This is a genomic window from Microtetraspora fusca, from assembly GCF_001570365.1.
Taxonomy (GTDB): Bacteria; Actinomycetota; Actinomycetes; order Streptosporangiales; family Streptosporangiaceae; genus Microtetraspora; species Microtetraspora fusca.
In genome coordinates, this window is the sequence record NZ_BBYK01000064.1 from 80,360 (window position 1) to 98,613 (window position 18,254).

Sequence of the window (18,254 nt, forward strand, 5' to 3'; positions counted from 1 at the left end):
GGGTCGGGTGTCGGTCAGCGGCCCCAGCGCAGCGCCGGCGTCTCCACCGGAGCGTCCCACAGCCGGGTGAGTTCGTCGGTCAGCGCGCACGTGGTCACCGAGAAGCCCAGCATGTCGAGGCTGGTGACGTGGTTCCCGACCAGGCGGCGCGCGGCGGTCGCGCCCTTCTCCTTCAGGTACGCGGCCACCTCGGCGAAGACGATGTACAGCTCCATGAGCGGCGTGCCGCCCATCCCGTTGACCATGACCAGGGTCTCGCCGGAGAGCGGGAGGTCGTCGTCGATCGCGTCCATCGCGATGCGGACGAGCTCGCGCGCCTCCCGGTGCGCGGCGCGGGTGCGGCCCGGCTCCCCGTGGATGCCGATGCCCAGCTCGATCTCCCTCTCGCCCAGCTCGAACGTGGGCCTCCCGGCGGCGGGGGTGGTGCAGGCGCTCAGCGCGACGCCGAAGGAGCGGCTGCGGTCGTTCACCTCCCTGCCGACCCGGACCACCTCGGTCAGCGGGGCCCCGGCCTCCGCCAGCGCACCGGCGATCTTCTCCACGAAGACGGCGGCCCCGGTGCCCCTGCGTCCGGCGGTGTAGAGCGAGTCCCGCACGGCCACGTCGTCGTCCACCAGGACCCGGGCCACCTCCACGCCCTCGTCGTCGCTGAGCTCGGCCGCCATCTCGAAGTTGAGCACGTCGCCTGTGTAGTTCTTGACGACGTGCAGGACGCCGGCGCCGCCGTTCACGCCGGTCGTCGCCCGTACGATCTGGTCCGGGACGGGCGAGGTGAAGATCTCGCCGGGACAGGCGGCGTCGAGCATGCCGTAGCCGACGTAGCCGCCGTGCAGCGGCTCGTGGCCCGAGCCGCCTCCGGAGACCAGGCCGACCTTGCCCGGCCGGGGCGCGTCCCGCCTGAAGATGATCTTGTTCTCGATGTCCACCCTGAGCGAGGGGTGCGCCGCCGCGACGCCGCGCAGGGTGTCGGTGACCACGGAGCCGACATCGTTGATGAGCTTCTTCATGCCGCCGTCCTCGTGTGGGGGGCCGTCCCCTTTACGCCTGCCCGGTCACACGGGACGGCACGCCTCGATTTCCCCCGTCCGTACGGACCGGGCGGAAGCGCGGGTGATCTGGCGCTCACGACGGCGCTTGTAGGAGGATTCTGGAGATCTGCGACGGATGGGAGGCGGGGCGCATGTCGGTGTTGCGGGATCTCGTGGAGGGCATCAGAGGCGGCGGGATCGAGGTGGTGGACCTCACCGCGCCGCTGTCGGAGTCGACGCCGATCCTGATGCTGCCCGAACCGTTCGGCAACACCGTCCCGTTCGGCCTCCAGGAGATCAGCCGGTACGACGACCGGGGACCGGCGTGGTACTGGAACAACATCACCACGGGAGAGCACACGGGCACCCACTTCGACGCGCCGGTCCACTGGGTCACCGGCCGGGACGGCGAGGACGTCGCGCAGGTCGCGCCCGGACGGCTGCTCGCCCCGGCCGCCGTTCTCGACTTCACCGCCGAGGCCGCCAAGGACCCCGACTTCCTGCTGGAGGTCGAGCACGTCACCGCCTGGGAGGCCGAGCACGGCCCGCTGCCCGACGGCGGCTGGCTCCTCTACCGCACCGGCTGGGACGCCCGCGCGCACGACCAGGAGAGCATCCTCAACGCCGACGAGAACGGCCCGCACACCCCCGGCATCTCGGTCGAGTGCGCCCGCCACCTGGCCGAGCGCACGCCGATCATCGGGATCGGGGTGGAGACGGTCGGCACCGACGCCGGCGCGGCGCACTCCTTCGACCCGGCGTTCCCCTGCCACGCGTTCATGCTCGGCGCGGGCAAGTACGGCCTGACCCAGCTCCGCAACCTCGACCGGCTGCCCCCGACGGGGGCTGTCGTCGTCGCCGGTCCCCTCCCCATCGTCGGCGGCTCCGGCAGCCCCGCCCGCGTCCTCGCCCTGGTGGAGCGGTGAACGTCGCCGAGGCCGTGGGCGCGGTCCTCGCCTCGCTGGGAGTCGACACCGCCTTCGGCGTCGTCGGCAGCGGCAACTTCCACGTGACCAACGCGCTCTCCGAGCACGGCGTGCGCTTCGTGGCCGCCCGCCACGAGGGCGGCGCGGCCACCATGGCCGACGCGTACGCGCGGATGAGCGGCACCGTGGCGGTGCTCAGCGTCCACCAGGGGCCGGGCCTGACGAACGCGCTGACCGGCATCACCGAAGCGGCCAAGAGCCGCACGCCGCTGCTGGTGCTGGCCGGGGAGGCGACCGCGCCGCGGTCGAACTTCCGCATCGACCAGCCGGGCCTGGTGTCGGCCGTGGGCGCGCTCGCCGCCCGGGTCGACTCGGCCGAGAGCGTCGTCGAGGACACCGTCCTGGCCTACCTCACCGCGCTGCTCGGCCGCCGCGCCGTCCTGCTCAACCTCCCCCTCGACGTGCAGGGCGCGGTCCTGCCCGACGACGTCGCCCAGGCCGTACGGGAGCTGCGGTCGAGCCGGATCGCCGACGCGGGGGAGCAGGGGAGCCGGGCCTGGGCCGCCGTCCGCGACCTGCGGGACCGCGCGTGGCGCGACCTCGGGGAGGAGGGGCGCGAGCCGTCCGACCCGGCGTTCTCCGACCACGCCGAGCCGGCGGAGACGGGGCCGGCCCCGGCCGACTCCGTGACCGAACTGACCCGCCTGATCGCCGCCGCGCAGCGTCCGGTCTTCGTCGCCGGTCGGGGAGCGCGCGGCGCGCGCTGGGACATCGAGGCGCTCGCCGAGCGGTCGGGCGCGCTGCTCGCCACGTCGGCGGTCTCGCGCGGGCTGTTCCGGGGGAGCCGGTGGGACCTGGACGTGAGCGGCGGCTTCGCCTCTCCGCTGGCGGCCGAGCTGATCCGCGGCGCCGACCTGGTCGTGGGCTGGGGCTGCGGCCTGAACGTGTGGACCACGCGGCACGGCTCATTGATCGGCCCGGACGCGACCGTCGTCCAGGTCGACATCGATCAGGACGCGCTCGGCGCGCACCGGCCGGTCGATCTCGGCGTGATCGGCGACGCGGCGGAGACCGCGCGGGCCGTGACCGAGGCCCTCGGAGCGCCCCGCGACGGGTACCGGAGCCCCGAGCTCGCCGCGCGGATCGCACGGGAGATCCGCTGGCGGGACGTTCCGTACCAGGACGAGAGCGGGGGCGGGCGCATCGACCCGCGCACGCTCACGATCGAGCTGGACGATCTGCTGCCGGCCGAGCGGATCGTCTCCGTGGACTCCGGGAACTTCATGGGATATCCGACGATGTTCCTGTCGGTCCCGGACGCGAACGGCTTCTGCTTCACCCAGGCGTTCCAGTCGATCGGCCTCGGCCTGGCCACCGCGATCGGCGCCGCGCTCGCACGCCCGGACCGCCTGCCGGTGGCCGCGCTGGGCGACGGCGGAGCCCTGATGGGCGTCGCCGAGCTGGAGACCGTGGTACGGCTCGGCCTGCCGATGATCGTCGTGGTCTACGACGACGAGGCGTATGGCGCGGAGGTCCACCACTTCGGGCCGGAGGGGCACCCGCTGGACACCGTCACCTTCCCGGCCGCCGACATCGCGGCCATCGCCAGGGGTTTCGGCTGCCAGGCGGTGACCGTACGCGAGCGGGCCGACCTGGCGGGGGTCGCCGAGTGGCTGAAGGGACCGCGCGAGGCACCCCTGGTGGTGCATGCCAAGGTGACCCGCGAGCGGGGCGCGTGGTGGCTGGAGGAGGCGTTCCGCGCGCACTGATCCGTACGGCCCCGCCCCGGCGGACGGGGCCGTCGTAAGGGGCCGGATCGAGAGGTTACGGTGGCGTAGGTTACCGTTCGGTCATGGCTGAGATCGTGTATCCCCCGGTGATCCGCACTGCGCTCGTGCTCTTCAAGGCGCTGGATCTCAAGATCCGCATCGAGGGCGCCGAGCGCGTGCCCAGAACCGGCGGCGCGGTGCTGGCCAGCAACCACGTGAGCTACCTCGACTTCATCTTCGCCGGGCTCGCCGCGTGGCCCTCGAGGCGGCTCGTCCGGTTCATGGCGAAGAAGGAGGTTTTCGCCAACCCGGTGGCCGGGCCGCTGATGCGTGGGATGCACCACATCCCGGTGGACCGCTCCGCCGGGGCGGGCGCGTACGGCGCGGCGGTCCGCGCCCTGCGGGACGGCGAGATCGTGGGGAACTTCGCCGAGGCCACGATCAGCCGGTCGTTCACCGTCAAGGAGATCAAAAACGGCCCGGTCCGGATGGCGGCCGACGCGGACGTCCCGCTGATCCCGGTCGCGGTGTGGGGGCCGCACCGGCTGTGGACCAAGGGCCGCCCGCGCAGGCTGCTCCAGCGGCACGTGCCCGTCACGATCCTGGTCGGCGAGCCGATGCTCCCCGGGCCGGACGCGCCGCTCGCCGACCTCACCACCGAGCTGCGGCGGCGCATGGCGGAGCTGCTCGACCGGGCCCAGCGGACCTATCCCGAGATCCCGCCGGGCGTCTGGTGGCAGCCCGCCCACCTCGGCGGCTCCGCGCCCACCCCCGAGGAGGCCGCCGCCCTCGACGCCTCCGCCAGGACCCGCCGCGCAAAGCCCGGCGCGGACGTCTAGCGGGCGAAGCTCGGCCGGGTCGGTCACGTCGCCGGAAGGAACCCGCGGTCCCCGCCGGCGGACAGCCCACCAGGCGGGCGCGTCACCGCCAGAAACGCACCTCGGGATAGTGCCGGGACGGCCCGTCGAGCAGCGGCTGCGGCCGCGAGCGAAGGTGCAGGTCCATGAAGGCGCCGACGTACGCACGGAAGATCTTCACCGTGCGCGGCCCGGACAGTGTGGCGTCCAGCTTCAGGCCGAGCGCCGGCGCGAACAGCGGGTAGTCGCAGAGGGACACGTGCTCCATGCCCCGGACGGTGATCCAGCGCTTCCACCCGGTCATGCGGCGCCAGTCGCGGTCCCAGGAGAAGTCGATGCCGCCGGGCTCGTGGAAGCGCCCCGCTCCGAACATGAGGAACGGGCGCCCGAGCCCCGTGTCCGGGATCGGGACGTGGAAGGTGCCGTCCATGTTGACCCCGGCCCGTACGCGGGGGTCGGTCAGCATGGTCCACGAGGCGCTGTTGCCGCCGATCGAGTGGCCCGCCATCGCGATGCGGGAGGGGTCGATCAGGTCGGCGCCGTCCCAGGCCGGGCGCGGGCCGAGCAGCCGGTCGAGCACGAAGGAGACGTCGGCGGCCCGGCCGCGGGTGGTCTTGTCGCCGAAGTCGTCGTCGTCCTCGTGGTCGCAGGCGGCGCAGGTCGCGGTGCGCCCGCCGGGGAGCGACGTGCCGAACGCCTCGTTGACGTGGTCGATCCCGGCCACGGCGTACCCCTTGCTCGCCAGGTCCTCGGCCAGGCTCGTCAGCGAGGAGCGGGGTACCGAGAAGCCGGGCGACAGCACGACGAGGGGGAGCCCGCGCCTGCGGCCGGCGGGCGGGACGTCGAGGAAGGAGTTGGTGCGCGTACGGCTCAGCCGGGCCGCGTCCTCGGGGCGGGCGGGCGTCCCCAGCCCCTTCAGCACCAGGGTGGCCTCCTCGCGGGTCATGTACGGCGCTCGCCGCCCGCCGGCCGCCCTGGCCGGGTACCACATGGTCACCATGAGCTCGCGCTCCTTCGCCGACGGCACCCACGGGTCGGGCCGGGAACCGTCCACCAGGTGCAGCGTGGTCGTGCCCACCGGGTGCGGGCCGGTCGGCTCGGGCAGCGCGAAGGCCGTCGTGGACGCCCGGGACGGCTCCGCCGCGGGCCCCGTGGAAGGCGCGGCGGCGGTCGCGTGCGGAGCGGAGGAGACGGCCGCGGCGGCCGGCGTCGCGACGGTCAGGAGCGCGACGGCGGCCGCCAGCGCGCCGCGAAGGATCATCGTTGACATGGCGACCACGCTTCCGGCGCGCGTGCGGGGGCGCATCGGCCGAAAGATCACCGGAGTTCTTCGACTTTGGTAGGGGGAGCCCCGCGACGATCGTCGTGGGCGCGTGGCGCGCGGCCGCCTAGGCTCGGGGCGTGGCGTACGGCACGGGGGTTCCGATCGGCGATCGGGCGATGCGGCGGATCGACCGCCTGCTCGGTCAGGCGGGTCCCTGGGTGCGCGCCGCCGCCGTCCTCCTGGCCTCGTGGATATCGGTGGACGGCGCGGTGGCCCTCCCCGTGCTGCCGGACGATCTGGGCCGCGTCGCGCTGGTGGCCGCGTCGGTGGTGGCGGCGGCGCTCCCGCGGCGCCTCGGATGGCCGCTGCCCGTCCTGGCCGCCGCGGGCTGGATGGCGTACGGGCTCTGGCCGGCCGTCGCGGTCGCGTCCTACCGCGTCGGTGTGGGGGCCCGTGGGCGGGCCGGCATCGCCGCCTACGCCGGGGCGGCGACGGCGGCCATGGCCGCCTCCACGGTGGTCGACGTCGTGGTGCGGGGCCTGCCGTTCAGCGTCGCGGCTGTCGTCATCCCCTTCACCACGCTGGTCGTGCTGCCGCTGGTCATGGGGTTGTGGGTGAGCGCCCGCGCGCAGGTGATGATCGCGCTGCGGGAGCGCGCCGAGCGGCTCGAACACGAGCAGCGGGCGCGCGCCGATCGGGCCCGGACCCAGGAACGCACCCGGATCGCCCGCGAGATGCACGACATCGTCGCGCACCGGGTGTCCCTGATGGTGCTGCACGCCGGCGCGCTGGAGGTGGGGACCCGCGACGAGCGCGCCGCGCGGGCCGCCGCCCTCATCCAGGACATCGGACGGGAGGCGCTGGTGAACCTGCGGGAGGTGCTCGGCGTGCTGCGCCCGCCGCACGTCGGGACGCCCGGTGCGTGCCTCATGCCCGACCCGGAGGGCGACGCCGTCCCGCTCGCTCCGCAGCCGATGCTCGCGGACCTCGACCGGCTCCTCGACCAGTCGAGGTCGCTCGGCATCGCGGTCGAGCGGCACGAGGAGGGCGCCGCCCGCCCGCTGCCCGCCATGGTGGAGCGGACCGCCTACCGGCTCGTGCAGGAGGCCCTGACGAACGTTCACAAGCACGCCGGGGAGGTCTCCGCCGACGTCGTCCTGCGCTACCTGCCCGGCGCGCTGGAGGTGGCGGTCCGCAACGGCCTGTCCCAGGTCTCCGCCGATCCGCCGCCCGGCGCCGGGCTGGGCCTGACGGGGCTGCGCGAGCGCGTCACGCTGGCCGGAGGCGAGTTCACCGCCGGACCGCTGCCCGACGGCGGCTTCCACGTCCTCGCCCGGCTGCCGACCGACCGGACGGAGCACACGGGGGCTCGTATGCAGGGTGCCGGGCGGTGGTCCGCGTGATCCGCGTCCTGATCGTCGACGACGAGGCCCTCGTCCGCTCGGGCCTGCGCATGATCCTGGAGGCCACCGGCGACATCGCGGTGGTCGGCGAGGCACGCGACGGCGCCGCCGCGGTCGGCGAGGCCACCCGGCTCAACCCCGACGTCATGCTCGTCGACGTCCGCATGCCCGGCATGGACGGCCTCACCGCGGCGGCGGAGATCGGCAGGCTGCCCGACCCGCCCAAGGTGATCATGCTGACGACGTTCGACCTCGACGAGTACGTCCACCTGGCGCTGCGCGCGGGGGCGGTCGGCTTCCTGCTCAAGGACACGCCTCCCCGGGATCTCGCGTCCGCCGTCCGCACGGTCGCCGCCGGCAACGCCATGCTCTCGCCCAGCGTCACCAAGCGGCTGATCAGCTCGTTCACGGAGATGGGGCCGTCGCGGGCGGAGGCGGCGCGCAGGCGGCTGTCGGCGCTGACCTACCGGGAGGGTCAGGTCGTGCGGGCGCTGGCTCAGGGGCTCTCCAACGCGGAGATCGGCCGCCGGCTGTCCATGAGCGAGGCGACCGTCAAGGCGCACGTGAGCCACGCGCTCGCGAAGCTCGGCCTGGCCAACCGCGTCCAGGCGGCGATCCTCGTGCACGAGGCCGACCCGCTCGCGTACCCGTGCCCGTGAACGCGGAATCCCGGCCGCCCATGCGGAGCGGCCGGGAGACCTGTGGGCCCTCGGGGGAGTCCCCGGTTCACCCGGGTGCCCCGGCGGGATCGGCTTGCCCGGGATACCGGGGTACCGGGATACCGCCCCGGCGGGGGCCCCTTCTCCGGGTGACCCGTGGAGGACCCTCGGGCGGCCGGCGAGGGGCCGCCCGAGGGTCACCCGATCCGGTGGGTAGGGGATCAGCGGCCGTCGCCGACCACGACCCTGGCCTTGTTGTAGTTCTTGCCGTTGCCGTCCGGCTTGTAGTTCTTCTCGGTGTTGCCGGCGATGTCCGCGGCGAACCAGTGCACCTCGGTGGTCGCGTTGACGGTGATCTGCTGCGCCCCCTCGCGCATCCCGGACGCGGTCAGCTTCGGCGAGGAGAGGGTGGGCCGGCTGCCGTCCACCGTGTAGTAAATGTTGGCCGGCTCGTCCACGGTGAACGTGAACGTGGTCGAGTCGGCGGTCCTTCCGGTGACCTTCAGCTCGGACGACGGCTGCCGGTGGTCGTTCGCGTACGCGCGGGCGACCTCGAGGATGGCGACCTGCCCGGAGGAGAACTCCATCGCCTCCTCGTGGCCCTCGCTGAACGCCGGCTGGAAGCCCACGGCCTGGAACCGCTTGGTCGCCGGGTCGTAGACGTCCGCGCCGACCTCGAAGTCCCAGCCGATGATGCCCCGGTTGTACCAGTGCTCGTCGGCGCTGTTCCCGGCCGCCGAGTAGAGGACGTCCGGGACCGGCCCGGTGCGTCCGGGCCAGATCGCGGTGCCGCGCCACGTCTGCACGGCGGAGAGGATGTGGCTGGAGGCGTTCCAGAAGAAGTTCTCGGTGCCGTAGTCCACCCGCGGCAGCAGCTCACGCCCGGCCGTCTTGTAGGCCCCCGGAGGCCACATGAAGTAGCCGCCGTAGGAGTGCGTGTTCATCGCGAACTTGATGTTCGGGAACCTCTGGGTCAGCCACACCTCGTTCTTCGCCTCGGGCTCGGACAACTCGCCCGGACCGGCGAAGGTGTCGCTGGTGCAACTCGTCGAGGCGCCGCTGTACCCGTCGAAGATCGACCCGACCGAGAAGTTCCGGTTCAGGTCCACACCCCAGGAGTTACGCGAGGCCGGGTCCGCGGAGCTGGGCGCGCAGTGGTTCGTCATGTTCCTGCGCTGCATGTTGTAGTCGTAGAACGAGTAGTGCGCGCCGTCGGGGTTGACCGTCGGCAGGATGAAGATGTCGAGGTCGTCCACCAGCTTCTTGGTTTCGGCGTCCCGGGCGTAGTTGCGCAGCAGCCGCTCCGCGGTCTCCACGCAGGTCAGCGGGGTCACCCACTCGCGCGCGTGCTCCTGGCAGTAGAGGAACACACCGGTCTTCGCCCCGTCCCGCTGCTTGCCGATGCGCAGCGCCTTCATCTGGAACGGCTCCCGCGAGACGGAGGCGGGCGCCTTCAGGTTGTCGGTCAGCCGCGTCGCCGGTGCGGCGGCCACCACGCCCGTGCCCGCGTTGCCCCGATACGTCGCGGCGGTCACCAGCGCGGACGCGGCGGCGTCGCCGTTGATCGCGTCCACGACCTGCTTGGCCGTGCTGACCACGGCTCCCGAGGCGTCCGTGCCCAGGTTGACCACGATGGCCTTGCCCGTGACGGAGACGCCGAGCGGGGAGGAGGCGGCCTGCGGCTTCGCCAGCGCGACGCTGACGTCGTTGCCGCCCTCGTGCCCGTACGCCTTGGAGCTGACGTACAGCGTGCTCGCCGCGACCGTGCCGAACTGCGCCTGCGCGGCCCGGCGGTAGCCGTTCGTCTTGTACGGCAGGTCCACGATCTCGGAGATCTTGGGGAACTCGCGGGACAGCGAGGTGATCCGGTCGGTGACCTCGGTCGGGTCCATGTAGTGGTCGACGAAGTCCGCGACGTAGTGATTGCCCGGCGGCTTGCGCGGCTGCCCCAGCCACTTGGTCACCGGGACCGTGACGGAGCCGCCGCGGTTGCTGGTGATCGTGGCCGTGGTCGGCGCCTGCGCGATCGACAGCGGCGTGCTGAAGCGGTGGTACATGTACTGCCCGGCGTCGGTGAACCGCGACATCGTGGCGGTGCCGCCGGAGCCGGGCGCGGTGCCGGGGCCGCTGTCCCAGGTGACGGTGAGCACGGTCTGCGCGTCGGTGGCGCTCGACTTCACCTCGACGGACAGGAAGCGCTGGTCGTCCAGGCTGGTGAACCACTCGGCGCGCAGCGGGGTCAGCGTGTCGGTCGCGGCCGTCGCCGCGGCCGCCGACCGCAGCGCCTGGGTCCGTTCCGCCAGGTTCTCGGCGTTGTCGGTCTGGTCGGATATCACGCCCTGGACGTCGAAGCCCTCGTCGCGCAGGCGGCGCGCCTCGTCGGGGCTGAGCACGGCGTGGACCTCGATGCCGTTGTCCAGGGGCTTCTTGTACTCGGCGAGGTCCACGCCCATCGCGTTCAGCCGGTCCACGTCCGCCTGGTCGGGGACGACGATCCGCATCAGCGCGACGCCGTTCTGGGCGGTGGTGGACTGCCGGTCGGGGACGACCTCACCGGGGGAGGGGGACGGTTCGGCGAGCGCCGGGAGCGCGCTCAGGGTGAGTGCCAGGGGCAGGGCGAGCGTGACCGCGATACGGCGCGCCCTCCTGTGGTCCAGAGGACTCCTCATCAGAGACTCCTTCTCCGGCGTGCCCCGTCCGGGTAGGGGGTCAGCCCGGCGGGCGCACGCGAGTGGAAGAAGTCTTGATCGGCGACATATCGCCGTCAACAGCCTGATATCACCGTGTTATATGACCTTTGCTGTTAAGAGCTGATGTTGAAGGATTTTGAGGGATAAATCGCCCTAGTTGACGGAGATTCGGACGCGCCGCGCGATGGCTCGCTATGCTTGCCGCTTCCCCGGGGCCGCTTGGGCCGCGCGCACAGGACGGCGCGGAGATCGGGGACAACCGGGAGAGGAAGGACGGCGATGCCGGTCGAACGCCACGCGACCGTGCGCGGACTGCGCCTCGCGTACCTCGACTTCGGCGGGCCGGGGGAGCCGGTGCTCGCACTGCACGGCCACTTCGGGCGGGCCCGCATGTTCACGCCGCTCGCCGCCGCCCTCGCCCCCGGCCACCGCGTGATCGCCCTGGAACAGCGCGGCCACGGCCACAGCGAGCGGGACGGCGACTTCACGCCCGACGCCTACGTCGCCGACGCCGCCGCGTTCCTGCGCGGCCTCGGCCTCGGCCCCATGACCGTGCTCGGTCATTCCATGGGCGGAGTGGTCGCGTTCCGGCTCGCCGCCCGGCACCCGGACCTGGTCCGCGCGCTCGTCGTCGAGGAGGGAGGCGCGCTCAACCGGCAGCCGGACGCCCCGAACCCCGTCCTGGACGTGACCGGCTGGCCCCGGCGCACGGCCACGCTCGTCGAGCTGCGCCGGGAGATCGAGTCGCGGGGCATCCCCGACGCGAGCTACTTCCTGGAGAGCGCGGCAGAGCACCCCGACGGCTGGGGCTTCCTCTTCGACCGCGCCGACATGATGGAGTCCCAGCGGGCGCTGATCGGCGACTGGTGGCCCGACTGGCTCGCCTCCACCTGCCCGGCCCTGCTCGTCCACGGGCGCGACAGCTTCGTCATGCCCACCGCCATGGCCGTCGAGATGGCCGAGCGCCGCCCCGGCACCGTGCTGCGCGAGTTCCCCGGCTGCGGTCACTGGGTCCACGACGACGACCCCGACGGCTTCGCCGACGCCGTACGGGAGTTCCTGGCCGCGCTGTGATGGACGGGCCCGGATTGGACATCAGGTCGCGAAATTTCTCTACCTGATCTGTTTTCCACGAATCGGAGGCATCCCATGTGGCAGCGGATCGACCCCGGAGCGGCGGGCTTCGCCCCCGACCTCGCCGAGCGGCTCGACGCCCTCGTCGAGGAGGGCCGGGCGGCGGGCCTGCACGGCGTCGTGGTCGCCCGGCACGGCCGCCTCGTCCTGGAGCGCTACGGCACGGGCGAGGACTACGCCTGGAACACGCCGCTCGGCGTGGTGGACTTCGGCCCCGAGACCCGCCACGACGTCCGCTCGGTCACCAAGAGCGTCGTCGGCCTGCTGTACGGCGTCGCGCTCGCCGCGGGCCTGGTCCCGGAGCCGGGCGAGCCGATCCTGCGGCACTTCCCCGAGCATGCCGACCTCGCCGCCGACCCCGGGCGGGCGGCGCTCACCGTCGAGCACGCCCTGACGATGACCCTCGGCCTCGACTGGGACGAGAGCGCGCCGTACACCGGGCCGGAGAACTCCGAGATCGCCATGGAGATGGCCGAGGACCGCTACCGGTTCGTCCTGGAACGTCCGATCGTCGAGGAGCCGGGGAAGCGGTGGTCCTACAGCGGCGGCGCGGCCGCCCTGGTCGGCGGGCTCATCGCCCGTGGCGTCGGCCGTCCGCTGGAGGAGTTCGCCCGCGACGCGCTCTTCGCGCCGCTCGGCATCACGTCCTTCGAGTGGATGGCGGGGGAGGACGGCGTGGCGTCGGCCGCCTCCGGGCTGCGGCTCACCCCGCGTGACCTCGCCAGGATCGGCCAGGCCGTGCTCGACGCGGAGGCGATCCCCGCCTCCTGGACCGCGGAGATGCTGCGGCCGCACGTGCCGACCTGGGACGGCTTCTCCTACGGCTACCTGTGGCACGTGGGGCCGGGCGAACGGCCTGGACGGCCGGGCGAGCCGCCCTCCTGGCGGGCCATGGCCGCGGGCAACGGCGGCCAGCGGCTCTTCCTCTTCCCCGATCTCGACCTCGTCGTGGCCGTCACCGCGGGCGCGTACAACGGGGACGGGCAGGACGCGGCGGCCCGGGCCGTCCTGGACGAGGTGCTCCTGCCCGCCCTGACCTCCTGACACCTCATCCCGCGCCCCTTTGACTCGGCCGGTAGGCCAGGTGTCCGGGCCGGACAGCGTCGGATCGGACCACACGCGCGTCTCGTCCGCGCGCCGCTCCTCGCGCTCCGGCCGGCGCGCGAACGCGTCGGGAGGCACAGGGAGGACGCTGCTGGACGCGATCACCAGCCGCCGGACCCGGTGCGGCGCGGCCAGGGCCAGCCGCTGGGCGAGCAGGCCGCCGTAGGAGAAGCCGAGCACGTCGGCCCGGGAGGCGTCGACCGCGTCCAACAGGGCGACGAGGTCGCCGACGGCGGCGTCGCGCGTGTACTGGTCGTCCGGCAGGCCGCGGCTGGAGCGTCCGCAGCCCCGCAGGTCCGGCAGGACCACCCGATGCCGGCCGGAGAGCTCGCCGAGAGGGGCGCGCAGGTAGCTGTGGTCCCAGTCGGGGCCTCCGTGGATCACGAGCAGCGTCCGCTCGGCGGGCCCGGCCGTCCGCGCGACGAACAACTCGACAGGGGGCTGCGCGGAGACGGTGACCATGCTCTCGCTGAACATCCGGTCAGTATCCCGGCGGCTCCCCACCGCGACAAACGCCGCTGCTCAAGCTGGGTCCCCGCCTGGACGAACGCCGCTCGTCGCGTCAGGGCGAATGACGGGGGCATCCGGACGGGGCCGCCCGGGACGCGAGCGGCTGCGGTTCGACCGGTGGTCCCCGGCCGGAACGACCGCCGTTCGTCGCGCCGGGTTCAACCTGTGGTTACCGGCCGGGACAAGCGCGGACGACCATGGGGGCGAACGCCAGGACCCGACCACCTCGGTCCCTTTGCCGGGCCGTCCGGTGTCCTTGGGCGTCGTGGGACGGCCCGGCCGTACGCGAATTGGTATGGTCAGGCCGGTTCAGATCGGCTCGCCGCCGATGCCGCTATTGATGGGGACGGATTGCATGATCTTCATTACCGCCAAGTTCCGAGTGCTGCCGGAGCACGCCGACCGGTGGCCCGAGATCAGCGGTGATTTCACCCGGGCGACCCGCGAGGAGCCGGGTTGCCTGTGGTTCGACTGGTCGCGCAGCGTCGAGGACCCGAACGAGTACGTCCTGGTCGAGGCGTTCCGTGACGACGCGGCCGGGGGCGCGCACGTCCAGTCGGAGCACTTCAGGGAGGCCCAGCGGACCCTGCCGTCGTACCTTGCCGAGACGCCCCGGATCGTCAACACCACGGTCCCGCAGAACGACTGGTCCCTCCTCGGCGAAATGGCCGTGCCCGAGCGCGGCTGACTCCCCGGCCCGGACGGCATCCGTCCGGGCCCACCTCCTCATGTGAGCCTCTCCATCGCCGCTCCGCCGACACTAGAGATCGCCGAAGAGGCAGATCTCCCTTACTGATCTCCCCGGGGGTACATGCCGGTGGCGAGGGTCTTCGTCGACGCCAACGTGCTGTTCCCGGGGTGTCGGTGGCCGATCCTGACACCTACCTCTGTTCGCTGCTGAGCCGCGGTCCCGATGAGGTGATGAGGGTGCTGCATCGGATGTCGGAAGGGAAACGCCGTCCTCCCATGAGCACAATGCAGATCATCGGCACGCTGGACAGAGCGGGAGTCTCAGTCTTCGCCGACGGGGCCCGTGGCCGGCTGAACGCCGTGCGGGGTGAACTCTAAGCACGTTGAAGATCTGGGTGAGTACATCCTGGTCGAGACGTTCCATGACGACGCGGCCGAGCAGCGCATGCTGAGCTGGGCCTTCGCCCAGGGACGATTTTCTCGTTCGGAGGATTCCGGAGATCGGATGCGGATTGCTGGCTAACGTGCCTGCGTGAGCACCCTTCAGATCCCGGACGTTCCGGATGCGACCGAGCAGACGCTCAAGGCGCGGGCCGAGCGCGAGGGGAAGTCTCTGACCGCGTACGTGCGGGACCTGCTGAACGAAGAGGCCGCCAGTCCCACCCTGGACGAGGTGATGGACAAGATCGCCACCGATGAGCCGATCGTGTACGACCCTGACTTCGTCAGGGAGACCATGCGAGAGGGGCACTGGTAAGCCTGGTCGGCGACGCCTCGAACGTTCTCCGCCTGCCGGCGAACAAAGGCAGCATCGGGGCGGCGTATGAAAGGCCTGCCACCTCTTCTCGCCCGCACCAGTTCGGGGTTGAGCTGGAGCCCCTCCCCGGACATCGGCAGCTACGTGCGGTAGGCGTCCCGGCGGTGTTTGATGGCCTGAATGGTCACGGTGTGCTTGTCCTCGTCAATCCGGTAGACGACGCGATAGGTTCCGCGTCGCGCCACATGCACCCCGTCGTACGGCTCTTGCAGGGGCTTGCCCACGCGCCATGGCTCCTGGGCGATGGCGCGGGTGATCAGCTCCCAGGCGGCGGCAACACCTTCGGGTAGGCCGGACGCGAGGGCGCAACGCGCCGGTGGAGCGAGGAGGACGGAGTACCGCTCGCTCATGCGCTCGCCTTGCCGAGGCGAGTCGCCATGATCTCGGCCATCTCCTCTTCTGTGGTCACGTCGCCGCGCGCCTCGGCGGCGGCGGCCTCTACCAGATCGGCGCGCATCTCGGCGTCGGCGAGGATTTCCAGGGTCTCCTGTATGGACTCCCACTCGGCCACAGAAAGGATCACCGCATGCGGGCGCCCGTTCCGGGTCAGAGTGAAATGGTCGTGCTCCCGGGCGGCGCGGTCGGCCAGTTCAGTGAGTCGGTCCTTCGCCTCGCTGATTGGAATGAGCTCCATAAGCACATGGTGTCTGTCTGGCCGGAAACCTGGCTGATATTTCCGCCACCGCCGTCCCTCGGTCGGAGTGTCCGGAATCGTGCGAGCGTCGAGAATCGAGCCGAGGGAGGCCGGGAACGGGAGCGGGCCCGGATCCCCAGGGAGATCCGGGCCCGCTTCGGTGGGGCCGGCTGTCGAGGGTGACGGCTCGCGAGGGTGGTCCCTTCGCGGCGCGCTCGACGGTCAGCCCATGTGCGGATAGCGGTGGTCGGTCGGCGGGACGAAGGTCTCCTTGATCGTGCGGGCGTTCACCCAGCGGATCAGGTTGAAGATCGACCCGGCCTTGTCGTTGGTGCCGGAGGAGCGGGCGCCGCCGAAGGGCTGCTGGCCGACGACCGCGCCGGTGGGCTTGTCGTTGACGTAGAAGTTGCCCGCCGCGAACCGCAGCCGCTCCGACGCCGACGCGATCGCGTACCGGTCCTGCGCGATGATCGAGCCGGTCAGCGCGTACGGCGAGACGCTCTCCATCTGGTCGAGCACCGAGTCGAACGCCGAGTCCTCGTAGACGTGGACCGCGAGGATCGGGCCGAAGTACTCCTTGACGAAGATCTCGTCCGTGGGGTCGGAGCACTCCAGGACGGTCGGCTTCACGAAATATCCGACCTGGTCGTCGTACGAGCCGGTGAGAACGTTGATCGCGTCAACCGACCTGGCCCGGTCGATCGCCTCGCGGTGCTTGGCGAAGGCGCGGGCGTCGATGACGGCGCCCATGAACGTGGACAGGTCGCCCGCCACGTCGCCGACGGTCAGCGACTCGGCGGTGGCGACGAAGTCGTCCCGCATCCTCGACCAGAGCGACCGCGGCACGTACGCGCGGGACGCCGCGGAGCACTTCTGCCCCTGGTATTCGAAGGCGCCCCGGATCAGCGCGGTGGACAGCACATCCGGCGACGCCGACGGGTGCGCGAGGACGAAGTCCTTGCCGCCGGTCTCGCCGACCAGCCTCGGGTAGCTCCGGTAACCGGTGATGTTCTCGCCGACGGTGCGCCAGAGGTGCTGGAACGTGCCGGTCGAGCCGGTGAAGTGGATGCCGGCGAGCTCCGGGTGGGTCAGCGCGACCTCGGAGACGGCCGAGCCGTTGCCGGTGACCATGTTGATGACGCCCGGAGGAAGCCCGGCCGCCTCCAGCAGCCGCATCGTGAAGTGCGCCGCGAACTGCTGCGTCGGCGACGGCTTCCACACCACGACGTTGCCCATCAGGGCCGCGGACGTCGGCAGGTTTCCGGCGATGGCCGTGAAGTTGAACGGCGTGATCGCCAGGACGAAGCCCTCAAGCGCCCGGTACTCCATCCGGTTCCACACGCCCGGCGACGACACCGGCTGCTCGGCCAGGAGCTGCCGCGCGTACGCCACGTTGAACCGCAGGAAGTCGATCAGCTCGCACGCGGCGTCGATCTCGGCCTGCTGCGCGGACTTCGACTGGCCGAGGACCGTGGCCGCGTTGAGCGTGGCCCGCCAGGGGCCGCTCAGCAGGTCGGCGGCCTTCAGGAAGACCGCGGCCCGCTCGTCGAACGACAGCGCGCGCCAGGCCGGAGCCGCGGCGAGCGCCGTGTCGATCGCCGCCCGCACGTCGGAGGCGGTCGCCTCGGACGTCCGTCCCAGCACGGAGGCGTGGTTGTGCGGCTGCACCACGTCGATCGGCGAGCCGCCGCCGAGCCGCTGCTCGCCGCCGATCGTCATCGTCAGTTCGAGCGGCGCGCCGCTCAGTTCCTTGATCCGGTCCTCCAGGGAGGCCCGCTCGGCGCTGCCCGGCGCGTAGCCGTACGTCGGCTCGTTGGCCGGAACCGGAACATTGCTGATCGCGTCCATCACTTACCCCTCAAAGACCGCAGGAAGAAGGCGACGTTGGCCGGGCGCTCCGCCAGGCGGCGCATGAAGTACCCGTACCAGTCGTCGCCGTAGGGCACGTAGACCCGGACCGTGGCACCGGCGCCCGCGAGCGCCTCCTGCTTGTCCGTCCGGATCCCGTAGAGCATTTGATACTCGTAGCTGTCCTGGCTCCGGCCGTACCGGTCGGCCAGCGTCTCGGTGATCGCGATGAGCCGGTCGTCGTGCGTGCCCACCATGGGATATCCCGTACCCGCCATCAGGATGCGCAGGCACCGCACGTACGCCCGGTCCACCTCGGCCTTGCTCTGGTGCGCCACCGACGCGGGCTCCCGGTACGCGCCCTTGACCAGGCGCACCCGCGAGCCGGAGAGGTCGCGGCAGTCCTCCTCGCTGCGGAAGAGGTAGGCCTGGATCGCCACCCCGGTGTCGGGGAAGTCCTCCCGCAGGGCGCGCAGGACCGAGAGCGTGGAGTCGACCGTGGTGTGGTCCTCCATGTCGAGCGTGACGGTGGTCCCGCAGTCCCGGGCGGCCGCGCAGATGCGCCGCGCGTGCTCCAGCGCCAGCGACTCGTCGAGCGCCTGCCCGACGGCCGACAGCTTCACCGACACCTCCGCGCGGCGGCCGAGGCCGAGCGGGGCGAGCGCGTCGAGCAGGGAGACGTACGCCTTGGCCGTGACAGCGGCCGCCTCCGTGTCACGGATCTCCTCGCCGAGGTGATCGATCGTGACGGTCAGGCCGGCGTCGGTCAGGCGGCGTACGGCGGCGACCGCGTCGGCGGCGGACTCGCCGGCGACGAAGCGGTCGACGACGCGGCGGGTGGGCGGAAGACCCGAGACGGCGCGCCGCGCCAGCGGATTCCGCGAGGCCGCGAGAAGCAGGGAACCGAGCATGGCTCAAGCG

At 72.1% G+C, this 18,254-nt stretch carries 17 protein-coding genes and 1 pseudogene; 10 read left to right on the forward strand and 8 right to left on the reverse strand.

Features of this window, described 5'->3' with window-relative positions; genetic code table 11:
* Positions 1 to 14: 14 nt before the first annotated feature.
* The gene (gene dhaK, locus AWQ68_RS30500) at positions 15 to 1,007 is read right to left on the reverse strand and encodes a dihydroxyacetone kinase subunit DhaK (protein WP_066946897.1); all 993 of its coding nucleotides are present in this window, start codon (positions 1,005 to 1,007) and stop codon (positions 15 to 17) included.
* A gap of 173 nt (positions 1,008 to 1,180) precedes the next feature.
* Between dhaK and AWQ68_RS30505 the strand changes: the two genes are divergently transcribed.
* From AWQ68_RS30505 to AWQ68_RS30515, 3 genes are all read left to right on the forward strand, one after another.
* Positions 1,181 to 1,954: a cyclase family protein gene (locus tag AWQ68_RS30505; protein WP_066946900.1), complete on the forward strand. Its 774-nt coding sequence runs from the start codon at positions 1,181 to 1,183 to the stop codon at positions 1,952 to 1,954.
* Positions 1,951 to 3,723, forward strand: a complete 1,773-nt coding sequence (locus AWQ68_RS30510; RefSeq protein WP_066946902.1) for a thiamine pyrophosphate-binding protein — start codon at positions 1,951 to 1,953, stop codon at positions 3,721 to 3,723. The genes AWQ68_RS30505 and AWQ68_RS30510 overlap by 4 nt, the downstream gene beginning before the upstream one ends.
* A gap of 83 nt (positions 3,724 to 3,806) precedes the next feature.
* Positions 3,807 to 4,562, forward strand: coding sequence for a lysophospholipid acyltransferase family protein (locus AWQ68_RS30515; protein WP_066946905.1), 756 nt, complete (start codon positions 3,807 to 3,809; stop codon positions 4,560 to 4,562).
* Between the two features lie 82 nt (positions 4,563 to 4,644).
* Here the strand turns inward: AWQ68_RS30515 and AWQ68_RS30520 are convergent, their stop codons facing one another.
* A complete protein-coding gene (locus tag AWQ68_RS30520) occupies positions 4,645 to 5,850 on the reverse strand; it encodes an alpha/beta hydrolase family protein (RefSeq protein ID WP_066947017.1) in 1,206 nt (401 codons plus the stop codon).
* Positions 5,851 to 5,981: 131 nt separating this feature from the next.
* Here AWQ68_RS30520 and AWQ68_RS30525 point away from each other — a divergent pair, with 131 nt between their 5' ends.
* A complete protein-coding gene (locus AWQ68_RS30525) occupies positions 5,982 to 7,247 on the forward strand; it encodes a sensor histidine kinase (protein ID WP_245656227.1) in 1,266 nt (421 codons plus the stop codon).
* Positions 7,244 to 7,906 (forward strand): response regulator, encoded by a 663-nt coding sequence (locus tag AWQ68_RS30530; RefSeq protein ID WP_066947023.1) that lies wholly within the window; start codon positions 7,244 to 7,246, stop codon positions 7,904 to 7,906. The genes AWQ68_RS30525 and AWQ68_RS30530 overlap by 4 nt, the downstream gene beginning before the upstream one ends.
* Before the next feature lie 221 nt (positions 7,907 to 8,127).
* On the opposite strand, the gene AWQ68_RS30535 is transcribed toward AWQ68_RS30530, so the two are convergent.
* Positions 8,128 to 10,575 (reverse strand): M14 family metallopeptidase, encoded by a 2,448-nt coding sequence (locus AWQ68_RS30535; RefSeq protein ID WP_066946907.1) that lies wholly within the window; start codon positions 10,573 to 10,575, stop codon positions 8,128 to 8,130.
* A gap of 300 nt (positions 10,576 to 10,875) precedes the next feature.
* On the opposite strand from AWQ68_RS30535, the gene AWQ68_RS30540 reads away from it, so the two are divergent.
* Positions 10,876 to 11,670 carry an alpha/beta fold hydrolase gene (locus AWQ68_RS30540; protein ID WP_066946910.1) on the forward strand — a complete coding sequence of 265 codons (795 nt, stop codon included), beginning with the start codon at positions 10,876 to 10,878 and terminating at the stop codon, positions 11,668 to 11,670.
* Positions 11,671 to 11,745: 75 nt separating this feature from the next.
* A complete protein-coding gene (locus AWQ68_RS44410) occupies positions 11,746 to 12,774 on the forward strand; it encodes a serine hydrolase domain-containing protein (RefSeq protein WP_066946913.1) in 1,029 nt (342 codons plus the stop codon).
* Here AWQ68_RS44410 and AWQ68_RS44415 read toward each other — a convergent pair.
* A pseudogene (locus AWQ68_RS44415) lies at positions 12,754 to 13,311 on the reverse strand (alpha/beta fold hydrolase); the annotation flags it as partial. The gene AWQ68_RS44410 and the pseudogene AWQ68_RS44415 overlap by 21 nt on opposite strands.
* 388 nt (positions 13,312 to 13,699) lie before the next feature.
* Between AWQ68_RS44415 and AWQ68_RS30550 the strand changes: the two are divergent.
* From AWQ68_RS30550 to AWQ68_RS30555, 3 genes are all read left to right on the forward strand, one after another.
* Entirely contained in the window at positions 13,700 to 14,032 is a 333-nt protein-coding gene (locus tag AWQ68_RS30550; RefSeq protein WP_066946916.1) for a putative quinol monooxygenase, read from the forward strand.
* A gap of 176 nt (positions 14,033 to 14,208) precedes the next feature.
* Complete coding sequence (locus AWQ68_RS46470; RefSeq protein ID WP_505782191.1) at positions 14,209 to 14,412, forward strand: VapC50 family PIN domain-containing toxin; 204 nt, start codon at positions 14,209 to 14,211, stop codon at positions 14,410 to 14,412.
* A gap of 154 nt (positions 14,413 to 14,566) precedes the next feature.
* Positions 14,567 to 14,791: a FitA-like ribbon-helix-helix domain-containing protein gene (locus tag AWQ68_RS30555; RefSeq protein ID WP_066946919.1), complete on the forward strand. Its 225-nt coding sequence runs from the start codon at positions 14,567 to 14,569 to the stop codon at positions 14,789 to 14,791.
* A 140-nt stretch (positions 14,792 to 14,931) separates the two neighbouring features.
* Here AWQ68_RS30555 and AWQ68_RS30560 read toward each other — a convergent pair whose 3' ends face one another.
* The 4 genes from AWQ68_RS30560 to AWQ68_RS30575 form a co-directional block, all read right to left on the reverse strand.
* Positions 14,932 to 15,201: a type II toxin-antitoxin system RelE family toxin gene (locus AWQ68_RS30560; RefSeq protein ID WP_066946921.1), complete on the reverse strand. Its 270-nt coding sequence runs from the start codon at positions 15,199 to 15,201 to the stop codon at positions 14,932 to 14,934.
* Positions 15,198 to 15,485: a type II toxin-antitoxin system Phd/YefM family antitoxin gene (locus tag AWQ68_RS30565; protein WP_066947026.1), complete on the reverse strand. Its 288-nt coding sequence runs from the start codon at positions 15,483 to 15,485 to the stop codon at positions 15,198 to 15,200. The genes AWQ68_RS30560 and AWQ68_RS30565 overlap by 4 nt, the downstream gene beginning before the upstream one ends.
* 222 nt (positions 15,486 to 15,707) lie before the next feature.
* On the reverse strand, positions 15,708 to 17,333 hold the full coding sequence (gene pruA / locus AWQ68_RS30570) for an L-glutamate gamma-semialdehyde dehydrogenase (RefSeq protein WP_066946924.1): 1,626 nt from the start codon (positions 17,331 to 17,333) through the stop codon (positions 15,708 to 15,710).
* The gene (locus AWQ68_RS30575; RefSeq protein WP_066946926.1) at positions 17,333 to 18,244 is read right to left on the reverse strand and encodes a proline dehydrogenase family protein; all 912 of its coding nucleotides are present in this window, start codon (positions 18,242 to 18,244) and stop codon (positions 17,333 to 17,335) included. Before AWQ68_RS30575 ends, pruA begins: the two co-directional genes overlap by 1 nt.
* Positions 18,245 to 18,254: the final 10 nt, after the last annotated feature.